The following is a 13,132-nucleotide window of genomic DNA, read 5'->3' on the forward strand; positions in this document are numbered from 1 at the left end:
TCCCCAATCTCTCGGTCCTTCGTTCAGCCAGTTGAACGTAAGTCTTGTTTGCCGTTGCCGCGAGTGTTTGAGTGACTGCCGACGGTAAAGACATGAGGAACCCGATGGAGAGTTTCAGATGAGCGCCAGCGTAGGTGGCGAGGTGATGATCGCGTCGCTTCTCGCGCCCGGAGCGACGCTCGAGAAATTGGCGAGCGGATGCGTCTGGGCGGAAGGTCCTGCCTGGATCGCCGGTGATCAGAGCGTGCGGTGGAGCGACATCCCCAACGACCGAATCATGCAATTCCACCCGGGCACCAACACCACCAGCGTCTATCGCGCGGGTGTCGGTTTCACCAACGGGCGAACGACCGATGCAACCGGTGCAGTCGTGCAGTGCTCGCATGGAGCGCGGGCGATCGAACGCGACGACGGTCATACCGTCACCACTGTCGCCGCAGCCTGGGCGGGGCGCCGGTTCAACAGCCCCAATGACGTGGTCGTTCATTCCGACGGCTCGATCTGGTTCACCGATCCGCCCTATGGAATACAGGTGAGCGGAGAGGGTCATCCAGGGGAGCGCGAATACGGCGACAACTTCGTCTTCCGGATCGATCCCAGCGACAACTCAGTGACTGTCCTGATTGCGGATGTCGAAGAACCCAACGGCCTTGCCTTCTCGCCGGATGAGTCGATCCTCTACGTGTCAGACACGTCTGCCGCTCGAGCGAGCGGCGGAGGTGGAAATCGTCACATTCGCGCCTACGACATCATCGACGGTCGGACCTGCAAAAACGGCCGGACCGTCGCGAGTCTGCAATCGGGTCTTCCCGACGGATTTCGCGTCGACGAGCACGGGCGAGTCTGGACTTCCTCCGACTCGGGAGTGCAGATCTTCTCCCCGGCGGGCGATCACCTCGCAAGCATCGACGTGCCCGAGGTCGTCAGCAATCTGTGTTTCGGCGGCGCCGACGGCTCGGATCTCTACATCACCGCCACCACGAGCCTGTACCGGATTCGTACTCGCACCACAGACGCATCCGCACTCTGGCGACGAAAGTAGGGCCCGATGACCTTGACCCCCGCGCGACCCGTAGTCGCCACCGATACCGCCTCCAGCACCCCGTCACCCGCCGCATTTCGAGCTGGCCTGATCCTCTCCCACATGGGCGACCGGCGAGTGCCGTTGACGATCAGCGACATCGCGCTTCACCTGGATCTCGCGAAATCCTCCGTCTTCAACCTGCTTGTCAGCCTCGAAGCCTCCCACATGGTCAGAAGAGGGGAGCACGGCTGGGTGCTGAGCTACCGGATGCTCGAGCTGAGCCGCTCGATGCTCGCCTCGAGCACGATGGTGGCCGAGTTCGGTCACATCCCGCGTGCACTGACAACGCTCCACAGCGAAACCACTCTCCTCGCCGTACTCGACGGCACGGATGTGATCTACCTCGCACGCAACGGCGGCACTCAGCCGGTGCGATTCTTGGCGGCCGTCGGAAGTCGGGCTCCCGCAGGCGTCACGGGTCTCGGTAAGGCGATGCTGGCGAGCCTTTCGGATCTCGAACTCGATACCCGACTCGCCACCATCGGCGAGCTCCCACGACCTACTGTCCGCTCGCATCGGAGTGTGGAGTCGTTGCACGCCGACCTGATGCAGATCAGGGAGCGAGGGTACGCGATAGACGACGAGCAAGGGGTGGTGGGCGTCACCTGTGTGGCGGTCGCATTCGTCTCAGAAGGCATGCCCGCTGCGGTGAGCGCAACACTGCTCGCTCCCCGGGCCACAGCAGACATGCGCTCACGACTGGCATCCGAACTTTCCATCCTCGCCCGCGGGCTGAGCGACCAGGAGCAATTATGAGTACCTCACTTCTCAGCGTGGAAAACCTCAACAAGACCTTCTTCGCGACGCGCGCCGCTCGAGACGTTTCGTTCACAGTAGAACAGGGTGAGATCGTCTCCTTGCTCGGTGAGAATGGGGCCGGCAAGTCGACGGTGATCAAGATGTTGGCGGGGGTGTACAAACCCGACAGCGGGCGGATGCTCCTTTCGGGCAGTGATCTGTCGACTCCCGGCACGAGGTCGAAGATGTCTTTCATCCACCAGAATCTCGGTCTCATCGACTGGATGACTGTGGCCGAGAACATGGCCATCACTCTGGGGTACCCGCGCCGATTCGGTCTCGTCGACATGAAAGAGCTCCGTCGCCGCTCGCGCGAAATCCTCGACCTCGTGGGGGGAGGGATCGACCCCGACGCTCGTGTTTTCGATCTGCCGCGCACCGAGCGCAGCCTGCTCACCATCGCGCGAGGTCTCGTCTCGAACCCGAAGCTGCTGGTGCTCGACGAGCCGACCGCATCCCTTCCCGCGGCCGATGTCGAGCGCCTCTTCACAGTTCTTCGAAGGCTGCGAGACACCGGCGTCGGCATGATCTATGTCTCGCACCGACTCGACGAGGTGTACGAGATTTCAACACGAACCGTGGTGATGAGAAGTGGCGCTGTCGTCGCCGAGCGATCAGTTCATGGACTGTCTCACACCGACCTCGTGGAGCTGATCGTCGGCCATGAGGTATCGACAATCACTTTCGACGAGCCCGGCGTTGAGCCCCGGCTCGAACTCGCCGATGTGCGGGTGAACGATGTCGGTCCCATGAACCTTGTCGCGCCTCGCGGAGAAGTCATCTCGATCTGCGGACTGCGTGGCGCGGGCCAGGACGAGATCGGCCGTGCCATTGCGGGGGCAATAAAGATCGACTCGGGCACGCTGTCGATCGACGGAACACCCGTGCGGTTCGGCAGCCCCTACGGCGCGGTCAAGGCGGGTATCGGTTTTGCCACGTCCAACCGGGAGACCGAATCTGTGGCGTCCGGCCTGACCGTGCGCGAGAACCTCTTCCTCAACCCTTCCATCTGGGGGCGAAAAGCACTCTCGTTCTTCTGGCCGGGGACCGAACGTAAGGAGGCTCTCGAGCAGATCCGGGCATTCGGGGTCCGCCCTGCCGATACCGAACTGTCGTTGGACACCTTCTCCGGTGGCAACCAACAAAAAGTGATCCTCGCGCGCTGGCTGAGTGCCGGACGCAAGATCCTGGTTCTCGAAGAACCCACCATGGGCGTGGACATCGGAGCGAAGTCGGACATCTACGGCCTCTTGCGTGATGCCGCGAGAGCCGGAACAACGGTTGTCGTCGTCTCCACCGACATGGAGGAGGTCGCCAAGATCAGCCACCGGGCGATCGTGATGGAGAGGGGCCAGCCCACAGCGAGCCTCAGTGGGGCAGACCTGACCATAGCAAATCTCGTAGCCGCAGCATCGGGCCTTGAATTCCACACACTCACTGAGGAGCACACATCATGACGATGAATACGTCCGTCCGTTCGACGGCGCTCGAACCGCCGCGCGGCACACCGTGGTACCGGCAGTTGACCACCACCTACGGGCTCGTCGTGCTCACTGCCATCCTCTTCGTGATCTTCGCGATTCTGCGGCCCAACACCTTTGCCACGCTGCTCAATTTCCAGCTGCTGGCGTCATCTCAGTCGATTCTCCTGATCCTGGCCCTTGCCGTGACGATTCCGATGATCGCGGGAAAGATCGACCTTTCTATCGGCTATGGAGCGGGCCTCTGGCAGGTCATGGCGTTGAATTTGCAACTCCTTGGCGTCGATTACCGCCTGTCGATACTCCTCTGTCTCGTCGGCGGAGCGCTGATCGGACTACTGAACGCGCTGCTCGTCGAACTTGCGCAGGTAGATGCGTTCATCGCCACCCTGGCGACCGGGCAGGTCATCTTCGCGATCACGTTCTGGATCACCGGGGGCCGTCAGATCACCGATTCGGCCGGCCAGCGGGCCGCCGCGTTCGACAAGCTCGCCGCCTGGTCGGCGGGACCGCTGCCGGGGACCTTCGTTATCGCACTGGTACTGGGTCTCGTGATCTTCGTGCTGCTCGAGTACTTCCCGATCGGACGCTACCTGTATGCGATCGGCGCGAACCCCCGCGCTGCGGAGCTGACCGGCGTTCCGCGCCGTAAGTACGTCGTCGGAGCGATGGTCTCCTCTGGCGTGATGGTTGCGATCGCGGGAGTGCTCATCGCCTCCCGCTCCAACGGCGTGGTGCAGTCCAACATCGGGCCCGAGTTCCTCCTGCCCGCCCTCACGGCAGCCTTCCTCGGGTCGACCACGATTCGCCCGGGGCGGATGAACGCGCTCGGCACGATCATCGGCGTCACGATCGCGACCATCGGTATCTCGGGGCTTCAGCAACTCATCCCCGGACAGTTCTACCTCGAACCGCTCTTCAACGGCCTGACGCTCGTGGCCGCGATCACGATCGCGTCGGTGACGAGCCGAAGGAGGGTGGCGCGAGCTGAGGCCACACCGCCCAACAAAAAACCGGTGGATGGCGATCCGTCGCCGGCACCCTCTGTCGGTACCACAGCCTCGCCGCCACCCCTGTGAGCCCGTTCCGGTAACACAGCGCAGAACTTCACTCCCTCCGGCCGCAGCAGCGGGTCGGGGCACCATCAAGAGACAGGAAAGCAATGAAGCTGAAAAATAGGCGGTTCTCTATCGCCGTCGCCGTAGTAACCCTTGTGCCGATGCTCGCACTCGCAGGTTGCTCGAGTGCGAGTGTGTCGAGTCAGAATTCGGCATCGCCGTCGGCGAGCGGTGGATCCAGCGCCGGCAAATTCGACTCCATCCTCCCCAAGGGTGACCCGGTCGCATTCTCGAAGGCGCTCGTAGAAAAGAGCCTGACTGCATCGGAGGGTTTCACGCCTCCCTCCACCGGCCCGAAGGCCCAAAAGCCGGGCGCGAAAATCGCGTATGTCGCGGGTGACCTTGCTAACGGCGGTCACAACGCGATGGGTAAGTCAGTGCAGGAAGCCGCCGCGAAGATCGGCTGGACCGTCAGCGTCTACGACGGCCACGGGACTCCGCAGGGCAACACCGATGCGATGAACCAGGCGATCACGTCCAAGCCGGACGCGATCATCCTCGGTGGTCTCGACCCAACGGAGCAGGCTCCCGCCATCACCACTGCCACTTCGGAAAAAATCCCCGTGATCGGATGGCACGCCGGCGTTCTCACCGGACCGGGCAATGGGCTCGTCACGAACGTGGGAACGGATCCGCTCGTCGTCGCACAACTCGCTGCTGCCTATGCGGTCGCGAACTCGAACGGCAAGGCGGGGGTCGCGGTATTCACGGACGGCCAGTACGAGCTCGCCGTCACCAAAGCCCGCGCGATGGAGGCATACATCAAGGCGTGTAAGGGATGCAGCGTCCTCTCCTTCCAGGACTCCCCGATCGCGACCGCTGACCAGCGTATGCCCGGCATCGTCTCGAACCTCTTGCAGCAAAATGGCAAGAAGCTCACGTACCTGCTCGCTGTCAACGGCAACTACTTCAGTGGAGCGTCCCGCGCTCTGAAAGACGCGGGAATCGCTGCCGCTGGACCCCCGCAGTCCATCGGCGCTGGTGACGGTGACGCCGCAGACATGCAGCGAATCCGCAGCGACAGCTACCAGGCCGCAACAGTTGCCGAGCCCATCCCGCTGCAGGGGTGGCAGCTCATCGACGAGGTGAACCGCGCTTTTGCCGGTGAGAAGCCCTCGACGTTCGTGGCTGCACCCGGTCTGATCACGAAACAGAACGTACCCTCGGGCGACGTGTTCGATCCCGCCAGTGGGTTCCGTGACGTGTACCTGAAGGTCTGGGGCAAGTAGCCCTGTGCGAATGGCCCGTCTCGCTCTGCGAAGGCGGGCCATTCTGCGCGGTCGCACGGGAAGGCCGACCGACGATGGACGTGCCGCAACTCCGTCCAACCGAGCGAATAGGGTCGACCCATGAACTCGTCACCGCTTATCGTCGTCATGGGGGTAAGCGGATCCGGAAAATCGACAGTCGGGGAAGCCCTCGCCGCCAGTCTCGGCGTTCGCTTCGAAGACGCGGATGCGCTGCATCCGGCCGCGAATGTGGCGAAGATGGCGTCGGGGATTGCACTTACCGACGACGACCGGATGCCGTGGCTCGCGCTCGTCGGCGCGGAACTGTCCGCGGCGCCCGATGGTCTCGTCATCGCGTGTTCCGCGCTCAAGCGGGTGTACCGCGAGGCGATCCTCGCCGCGGCGCCCTCCACCCGGTTCGTCTTCCTCGATGGGTCGAGGACGCTGCTCGACTCGCGCGTGCAGCATCGTGAGGGTCACTTCATGCCCGCATCCCTTCTCGACTCGCAGCTCGCAACGCTCGAGCCTCTCGCGCGGGACGAGCCGGGCGTACGGGTCTCGCTCGATGATCACCCCACGGTGGAGTCGGTGGTGCGAATGCTGGTTGCTCCGCTGACCCCGCTGGTCGAGTAGGTCGCTCTGGCGACCGTGTCGGGATCCTCCCGCATCCGTGTAAACTCTCAACCTGTACTTCGGCGAGGGATGCCATGCATCCGTTATCGACGCGGTGGATCGGGCACGTGGCTGCTTTCAGCCCCAAGTCTTTCCTCACGCTGATGCGTTCGAGTGGAAACCAATAGACGCGGGCCCTGTGCTGAACCACAGAAGGTCCGCCAAGGAGAAAAATGTCTGAGAAGAAGGCTCATAAAGAGCTCACCAACAAGATTTCGGCGGAGTCCCGCACCACCTTCGGCAAGGGTGTCGCTCGCAAGCTTCGCGCTGCCGGCAAGGTGCCAGCGGTTGTCTACGGTCACGGCACCGAGCCGCAGCACGTGAGCCTTCCGGCCCACGAGGTCGCGCTCCTGCTGCGCAAGGCGAACGCCATCCTGGATCTCCAGCTCGACGGTGGAGCCAACCAGCTCGCCCTCGTCAAGGACGTGCAGAAGGATCCGCTTCGCCAGATCATCGAGCACATCGACCTGATCGTGCTGCGCAAGGGCGAGCGCGTCGAGGTCGACGTCGCCGTTCACGTCTCGGGAGAGCCGGCCTCCGGAACCTCCGTCGACCTGGATGCCAAGTCGATCACGATCGAGGCTCTGGCCACGAACATCCCCCAGAATGTCGTCGTCGACGTCGAGGGACTCGAAGCCGGAACCCAGATCTTCGCGAAGGATGTCGCGCTGCCCGAGGGCTCGGTGCTCGTCACCGATCCCGAGGTGCTCGTCGTCGCGATCAGCATCCCGGTCGAGCAGGACCTGGGCGAGACCCCCGAGGTCGAAGAGACCGAGGAAGCTCCCGCCGAGGAAGCTGCCGCAGAGTAGTAACACTCACCACCACCCTGCAGTAGCGGTCCATGGACTCCACTCAGTGGCTCGTAGTCGGGCTCGGCAACCCCGGGCCCGACTACGCCAGCAATCGACACAATGTCGGTCAGATGGTTCTGGCCGAGCTCGCGGACCGCGCCTCGGCATCCTTCCGCTCGCACAAGACCAACTCGACGGTCGCCGAGGGGCGCACCGGGCTCGAGGGCCCGCGGCTCGTGCTCGCCAAGCCCAATAGCTTCATGAACCTCTCCGGCGGACCGGTCGCGTCTCTGCTCAATTTCTACAAGATCGAGCCAGCGCAGCTCATCGTCGTTCACGATGAGCTCGACATCCCCTTCGACAAGCTCAAGATCAAGTTCGGTGGCGGTCACGGCGGCCACAACGGCATTCGCGACATCATCTCGGCGATCGGCACGGGAGACTTCACTCGCGTGCGCGTCGGCATCGGTCGTCCGCCCGGACGGCAGTCCGCCGCGGACTTCGTGCTGCGCGACTTCGGGTCGACGGAGCGCGCCGTGCTGCCCAACCTGCTGACGGATGCGGCTGATGCCGTCGAGTCGATCGCGCGCGACGGCCTCATCGCGGCCCAGCTGCGATTCCACACCGCCCCGCCGGTCGAGTAGCGCCGCCGGTGACCGAGTAGGTCGCTCAGCGACCGTATGGAGATCCCGCCCTCAGGCTCCTGCTGTCGCGGTGGCCCCCGGCGTTTTCCCGCCAGCATGAGCCGCAACAACCCGCACCGCGCTCTTGCCGCCGTCGCTCGTCTTCTCCACGATGACTACGGCTGTGCTGACGACGAAGTCTGACGCCGCAGCCGGCGCCTTGGGTGTGCCGTACTGGGTTGCTGATCCGACGGTGACGTGCTGAGTCGCGCCGGCTCGGGTCGTGATCGTCCAACTCGCGCCGGCGATCCCCGCGATCTCTCCGCGAACGACCGTATGCACGGCTACTTTTCGTGCTCCGGCCACGGGGCGATGGGATACCGTCGGCGCCACTGCCGCCGATCCCACGGTCTGATAGGAGTCGGCGACCGCGGTACCGACTCCCCACGCGGTGAGCCCGGCGACGACCACGACAGCGAGTGCCGCAGCGGTGATGCCCAGGGCGAGCGGATGACGCCGCAGGAATGGCGGGACGGTCATCCCAGAAACACCCGGGTTGTCACCGGGAGTGCGCGGCTCGGCTACGCCGAGCGGCTGGGTCGCCTCCGGGTACGGCTGCGCGAAGGAAAACGGCTGGGTGTCAGCTAGGGCCGGTGTTGCGGTGTACGGCCGGGTGTCGGCAAGGGCCGGTGGTGCGGGGAATGGCTGGGTGTCGGCTAGGGCCGGTATTCCGGGGAATGGCTGGGTGTCAGCGAGGGCCGGTATTGCGGGGAATGGCTGGGTGTCAGCGAGGGCCGTGCTCTCGGGAAACGGTGCTGTATCGGCGGCGGGCTGAGCTGCGGCGTCATTCTCGTCGGGGCTGAACTCGTTGCGGGACGGCTTCTTCGATGTGACCATGGCGTCACCCCACCACCGCTTCATTGGCGCCGAGTACGGGATGTGTTCGGGCGATGTAAGGGCCGAGGGCTATGGGTTATTCGGTCACGTGTCACGTGTCACGGGAGCCGCCCGTCACGCGTCACGTGAACCGGGAGCCGCCCGTCACAAACTGTCCCCGGTACCCCCGGTGGCGACACTTTGCGACGGGTGGGCCCGGGCTCGGGAGGGCGTCGTCGTCGACCCCGTGTCCGCCCCACTGGCGAACCCGTGTCGACCCGTCACGATCGGTCCCCGGCGCTCCCAGTGGCGACACTTTGCGACGGATGGGCCCGGACCCGGGAAGGCCTCACCGGCGAACTAGTGTCGACCCGTCACAAAATGTCCCCGATACCCCCGGTGGCGACACTTTGCGACGGATGGGCCCGCGCCCGGGAGGGCCTCGTCGGCGAACCCGTGTCGACCCGTCACAAAATGTCCCCGGTGCTCCCGGTGGCGACGCTTTGCGACGGATGGGCCCGGGCCTCCCCGCGCCCGACTCCCCCCCTCCCACCGTCGACCCCGCGTCCGACTCCGCCCCACCGGCGAACCCACCACAGCCCGTCACAAACTGCGCCCAACGCCCTCCCCGACGACCCTTTTCGACGGATGCCTGCCGCGTGAAGCGAGCGGGAACAGCCCCCTGTCACCCCCCGAGCGTAGACTCCATCAAGTGATACTTTCGGGCTTGAATTCTGCGCTCTTACGCGCCCACACGTTCGAAAACGCCGTCTCCTGGGGCTCCCGCAGCGCAGATTTCTCCCTGGTCGATGGCCTCCGCGCCCCGCTGCTCGCCTCCCTGCTCACGGCCCGAGGCGACAAGGCGAAGGCGCCTCAGGCCCTGCTCGCCATCGTGGCAACCGGTCGTGATTCCGAGTCGCTCCGCTCGGCGCTCGCCAGCGTGATGCCGGATGCCCAGGTCGTCGAGTTCCCCGCCTGGGAGACCCTGCCGCACGAACGCTTGAGCCCGAGCGCCGAGACCGTCGGCAAGCGCATCCATGCGCTGCGCACCATGCAGCGCTGGCAGGATGCCCCGCAGCACGACCTGGTCATCGTCGCGAGCGTGCGTGCCGCACTCCAACCCCTCGCCGACAACCTCACCAGCATCGAGCCGCTCGCCCTCTCCGCCGGTGGACGCGGTTACAACCTGGCGGGCATCAGCCGTCAGCTCGTCGACCTGGCATATTCCCGAGTCGACATGGTCACCCGTCGGGGCGAATTCGCGGTGCGCGGCGGCATCCTCGACGTGTTCGCACCGGTGGCGGAGCATCCGTGGCGCGTCGAGTTCTTCGGCGACGAGGTGGAGCAGATCCGCCAGTTCTCGGTCGCCGACCAGCGTTCGATGGACGAGCCGATCCCCACGGTCGAGCTCCCGCCGAGCCGGGAGTTGCTGCTCAGCGAGGCGGTGAAGCAGCGCGCGCGGGAGATGCAGCACGAGTTCCCGAGCCTCAGCCAGATGCTCGCCAAGATCAGCGAGGGCATCCCGGTCGACGGTATGGAGTCGCTGGCACCCGCCCTCGCCGACCGACTCGTGCCGCTCACTCATTACCTGCCGACGGATGCCGCGATCGCGGTTCTCGCGCCGGAAAGGGTCGCGAGTCGCGCCGTCAGCCTCGTCGAGACGAACCGCGAGTTCCTCAGCGCCGCGTGGAATGCGGCGACCGCGGGAGCCGAGGCGCCGATCGACCTCGATTCCGGCGACTTCCTCAGCGTCAGCGCGCTGAGGGATGCCGCAGGGGCGCGCAACTGGTGGACGCTGAGTTCCTTCGACAGCGGCGAAGCAGAACCCGAGACCGTCACCACCGCCACCTCCGAACTCCGCGACGGCGACCACTACATCCGCGTCAATGCCACCACGGTTCCCACCTTCCAGGGCCAGGCCGACGGGGCGATCGACTACGTCGGCGACAAACTGAAGGACGGCTGGACCGTCGCGGTCGTCGCGGCCGGACACGGCCTGGTCGAGCGCGCCGCCGAGGCCCTCGGCGAGCACGGTTTCGCCGCCCGCATCGTGGAAGAGTTCCCGGCCGAGACCGAGACGGGCGTCGCGTACCTGCTCTGCGCATCCGTCGAGCACGGCTTCGAGTTGCCGGAAACCAAGTTCGCCCTGCTCAGCGAGAGCGAGTTCTACGGTCGGGCCGCCGGCTACGACACCCGCCAGGTGAAGAAACTCGCCAGCCGTCGCAAGAACGTGGTCGACCCGCTGCAGCTCAAGGCCGGCGACTTCGTCGTGCACGAGACGCACGGCATCGGCCGATTCGCGGAGCTGGTGCAGCGCACCGTCTCCACCGGCGGACGCAACGCCGTCAAGAACAACCGCGAGTACCTGCTGGTCGAGTACGCGCCATCGAAGCGCGGCTACCCCAACGACAAGCTCTACGTTCCCACCGACCAGCTCGACCTGCTCACCCGTTATGTCGGGGGAGAGGCGCCCGCGCTCAGCAAGATGGGCGGATCCGAGTGGGCGGCCCAAAAGGGACGCGCCCGCAAGGCGGTGCGCGACATCGCCGTCGAGCTCGTGAAGCTCTACTCGGCCCGAATGGCGAGCCGGGGCCACGCGTTCCCGCCCGACACCCCGTGGCAGCGGGAGCTCGAGGAGGCGTTCCCCTTCGCGGAGACCCCCGATCAGCTCACCACCATCGACGAGGTCAAGGCCGACATGGAGCGGCCGATCCCGATGGACCGTCTCATCTCCGGCGACGTGGGTTACGGCAAGACCGAGGTCGCCATCCGCGCCGCGTTCAAGGCCGTGCAGGACGGCAAGCAGGTCGTCATGCTCGTGCCCACCACCCTGCTGGTGAAGCAGCACATGGAGACCTTCGCCGAGCGCTTCGCCGGCTTCCCCGTGCACCTGCGCGCACTCAGCCGGTTCCAGACCGACAAGGAGTCGAAGGAGACCATCGAGGGCATGGCGGATGGCACGGTGGATGTCGTCATCGGCACACACCGCCTGCTCAGCCCCAGCATCGTGCTCAAGGACCTGGGTCTCGTGATCATCGACGAGGAGCAGCGTTTCGGCGTCGAGCACAAGGACGCGCTGAAGAAGCTCAAGACCAACGTCGATATCCTCGCGATGAGTGCGACGCCGATCCCGCGCACGCTCGAGATGGCGGTGACCGGCATCCGAGAGATGTCGACGCTCGCGACACCGCCGGAGGACCGGCATCCGATCCTCACCTTCGTCGGCCCCTACAACGACAAGCAGGTCGGTGCCGCCATCCGTCGTGAACTGCTGCGCGAGGGTCAGGTCTTCTTCGTGCACAACCGGGTCTCGTCGATCAGCCGGGTCGCCTCCCAGCTCGCCGAGCTGGTGCCCGAAGCACGCATCGCCGTGGCCCACGGGCAGCTGCCGGAACACGTGCTCGAGCAGGTGATGGTCGACTTCTGGGAGCGCAAGTTCGACGTGCTGGTCTCCACCACCATCATCGAGACCGGCCTCGACATCGCCAACGCGAACACCCTCATCATCGACCGAGCCGACAAGTACGGCCTCAGCCAGCTTCACCAGTTGCGCGGGCGGGTCGGCCGGGGGCGCGAGCGCGCCTACGCCTACTTCCTCTACGACGCCGACAAGCCGCTCGGCGAGGTCGCTCACGATCGGCTCGCCACGATCGCCGCGAACAACGAGCTCGGTGCGGGGATGCAGGTCGCGCTCAAGGACCTCGAGATCCGTGGCGCGGGCAACCTGCTCGGCGGCGAGCAGTCCGGCCACATCGCCGGGGTCGGCTTCGACCTGTACCTGCGCATGATCGGCGAGGCCGTGTCCACCTTCCGCGGCGAGGTCGCGGAAGGGCAGACCGAACTCCGCCTCGAACTGCCGGTGGATGCGCACATCCCCGAGGAATATGTGGAGAGCGAGCGCCTCCGCCTCGAGGCCTACCAGAAGCTGTCGACGGCGTCCTCGCCCGCGGCATCCGCCGACTCGATCGACCGCGTGCTCGAGGAGCTCACCGACCGCTACGGCGAACCGCCCGTGCAGGTGCAGAACCTCATCGCCGTCTCCCGGCTGCGGCGGATGGCGCAGAAGGCAGGCCTCTCCGAGGTCGTCACCGCCGGCGGCAACCTGCGCGTGGCATCCATGGAGCTGCTGGACTCGATCCAGATCCGGCTGCAGCGGATGTTCCCGGGCGCCCGCTACTTCACCCAGACGCACTCGGTGTCGGTTCCGCTGCCGGTGCGCCAGGGCATCCCGCTGGCCGATGCCGACCTCATCGAGTGGACCGGCCAGCTGCTGGTGGCCATCTTCGGCGCAGAGCTGAAGGTGGATGCCCCGCTGGTCGAGTAGCGCCCGACGAGGGAGGCCGCGTGTCGAGTGCCCACAGCGGACATCCCGAACGACACGCCGCCCAGAGCCTTCGACACGCCGGCTCAGCTGAGAATCTCCGCTCTAGGCACTCGCGGCCGCGATCGGTCTCCGCCGA

Annotated in this window: 10 protein-coding genes; 9 read left to right on the forward strand and 1 reads right to left on the reverse strand. The window is 65.5% G+C overall.

All coding sequences use genetic code 11. The features are described from left to right. The first annotated feature begins 118 nt into the window (after nucleotides 1-118). The 8 genes from ABIB54_RS11375 to pth all read left to right on the forward strand — a co-directional run bounded on the left by ABIB54_RS11375 (nucleotide 119) and on the right by pth (nucleotide 7,817). Nucleotides 119-1,042 (forward strand): SMP-30/gluconolactonase/LRE family protein, encoded by a 924-nt coding sequence (locus ABIB54_RS11375; RefSeq protein WP_354575636.1) that lies wholly within the window; start codon nucleotides 119-121, stop codon nucleotides 1,040-1,042. Nucleotides 1,043-1,048: 6 nt separating this feature from the next. Beyond that, nucleotides 1,049-1,840, forward strand: coding sequence for an IclR family transcriptional regulator (locus tag ABIB54_RS11380; protein WP_354575637.1), 792 nt, complete (start codon nucleotides 1,049-1,051; stop codon nucleotides 1,838-1,840). After that, nucleotides 1,837-3,339 (forward strand): sugar ABC transporter ATP-binding protein, encoded by a 1,503-nt coding sequence (locus ABIB54_RS11385; RefSeq protein WP_354575638.1) that lies wholly within the window; start codon nucleotides 1,837-1,839, stop codon nucleotides 3,337-3,339. Before ABIB54_RS11380 ends, ABIB54_RS11385 begins: the two co-directional genes overlap by 4 nt. Then, nucleotides 3,336-4,442 (forward strand): ABC transporter permease, encoded by a 1,107-nt coding sequence (locus ABIB54_RS11390; RefSeq protein ID WP_354575639.1) that lies wholly within the window; start codon nucleotides 3,336-3,338, stop codon nucleotides 4,440-4,442. Before ABIB54_RS11385 ends, ABIB54_RS11390 begins: the two co-directional genes overlap by 4 nt. Before the next feature lie 173 nt (nucleotides 4,443-4,615). Next, on the forward strand, nucleotides 4,616-5,710 hold the full coding sequence (locus ABIB54_RS11395; protein WP_185201421.1) for a substrate-binding domain-containing protein: 1,095 nt from the start codon (nucleotides 4,616-4,618) through the stop codon (nucleotides 5,708-5,710). 120 nt (nucleotides 5,711-5,830) lie between these two features. Next, on the forward strand, nucleotides 5,831-6,343 hold the full coding sequence (locus tag ABIB54_RS11400; protein ID WP_354575640.1) for a gluconokinase: 513 nt from the start codon (nucleotides 5,831-5,833) through the stop codon (nucleotides 6,341-6,343). Nucleotides 6,344-6,555: 212 nt separating this feature from the next. Further along, nucleotides 6,556-7,191 (forward strand): 50S ribosomal protein L25/general stress protein Ctc, encoded by a 636-nt coding sequence (locus ABIB54_RS11405; protein WP_185201419.1) that lies wholly within the window; start codon nucleotides 6,556-6,558, stop codon nucleotides 7,189-7,191. Nucleotides 7,192-7,223: 32 nt separating this feature from the next. After that, complete coding sequence (gene pth, locus ABIB54_RS11410) at nucleotides 7,224-7,817, forward strand: aminoacyl-tRNA hydrolase (RefSeq protein WP_185201418.1); 594 nt, start codon at nucleotides 7,224-7,226, stop codon at nucleotides 7,815-7,817. A 51-nt stretch (nucleotides 7,818-7,868) separates the two neighbouring features. Here pth and ABIB54_RS11415 read toward each other — a convergent pair whose 3' ends face one another. Beyond that, nucleotides 7,869-8,693, reverse strand: coding sequence for a hypothetical protein (locus tag ABIB54_RS11415; protein WP_354575641.1), 825 nt, complete (start codon nucleotides 8,691-8,693; stop codon nucleotides 7,869-7,871). Between the two features lie 691 nt (nucleotides 8,694-9,384). Between ABIB54_RS11415 and mfd the strand changes: the two genes are divergently transcribed. Further along, the gene (gene mfd, locus ABIB54_RS11420) at nucleotides 9,385-12,996 is read left to right on the forward strand and encodes a transcription-repair coupling factor (protein ID WP_354575642.1); all 3,612 of its coding nucleotides are present in this window, start codon (nucleotides 9,385-9,387) and stop codon (nucleotides 12,994-12,996) included. Nucleotides 12,997-13,132: the final 136 nt, after the last annotated feature.

Origin of the sequence: Frigoribacterium sp. UYMn621 (assembly GCF_040549525.1) — a bacterium.
Classification (GTDB): domain Bacteria; phylum Actinomycetota; class Actinomycetes; order Actinomycetales; family Microbacteriaceae; genus Lacisediminihabitans.

What these genes read in the sequence shown, in the direction of transcription:
- ABIB54_RS11375 (WP_354575636.1), top strand. Translation starts at nt 119, where the DNA reads ATGAGCGCCAGCGTAGGTGGCGAGGTGATGATCGCGTCGCTTCTCGCG.
- ABIB54_RS11380 (WP_354575637.1), top strand. Translation starts at nt 1,049, where the DNA reads ATGACCTTGACCCCCGCGCGACCCGTAGTCGCCACCGATACCGCCTCC.
- ABIB54_RS11385 (WP_354575638.1), top strand. Translation starts at nt 1,837, where the DNA reads ATGAGTACCTCACTTCTCAGCGTGGAAAACCTCAACAAGACCTTCTTC.
- ABIB54_RS11390 (WP_354575639.1), top strand. Translation starts at nt 3,336, where the DNA reads ATGACGATGAATACGTCCGTCCGTTCGACGGCGCTCGAACCGCCGCGC.
- ABIB54_RS11400 (WP_354575640.1), top strand. Translation starts at nt 5,831, where the DNA reads ATGAACTCGTCACCGCTTATCGTCGTCATGGGGGTAAGCGGATCCGGA.
- ABIB54_RS11405 (WP_185201419.1), top strand. Translation starts at nt 6,556, where the DNA reads ATGTCTGAGAAGAAGGCTCATAAAGAGCTCACCAACAAGATTTCGGCG.
- pth (WP_185201418.1), top strand. Translation starts at nt 7,224, where the DNA reads ATGGACTCCACTCAGTGGCTCGTAGTCGGGCTCGGCAACCCCGGGCCC.
- ABIB54_RS11415 (WP_354575641.1), bottom strand. Translation starts at nt 8,693, where the DNA reads ATGGTCACATCGAAGAAGCCGTCCCGCAACGAGTTCAGCCCCGACGAG.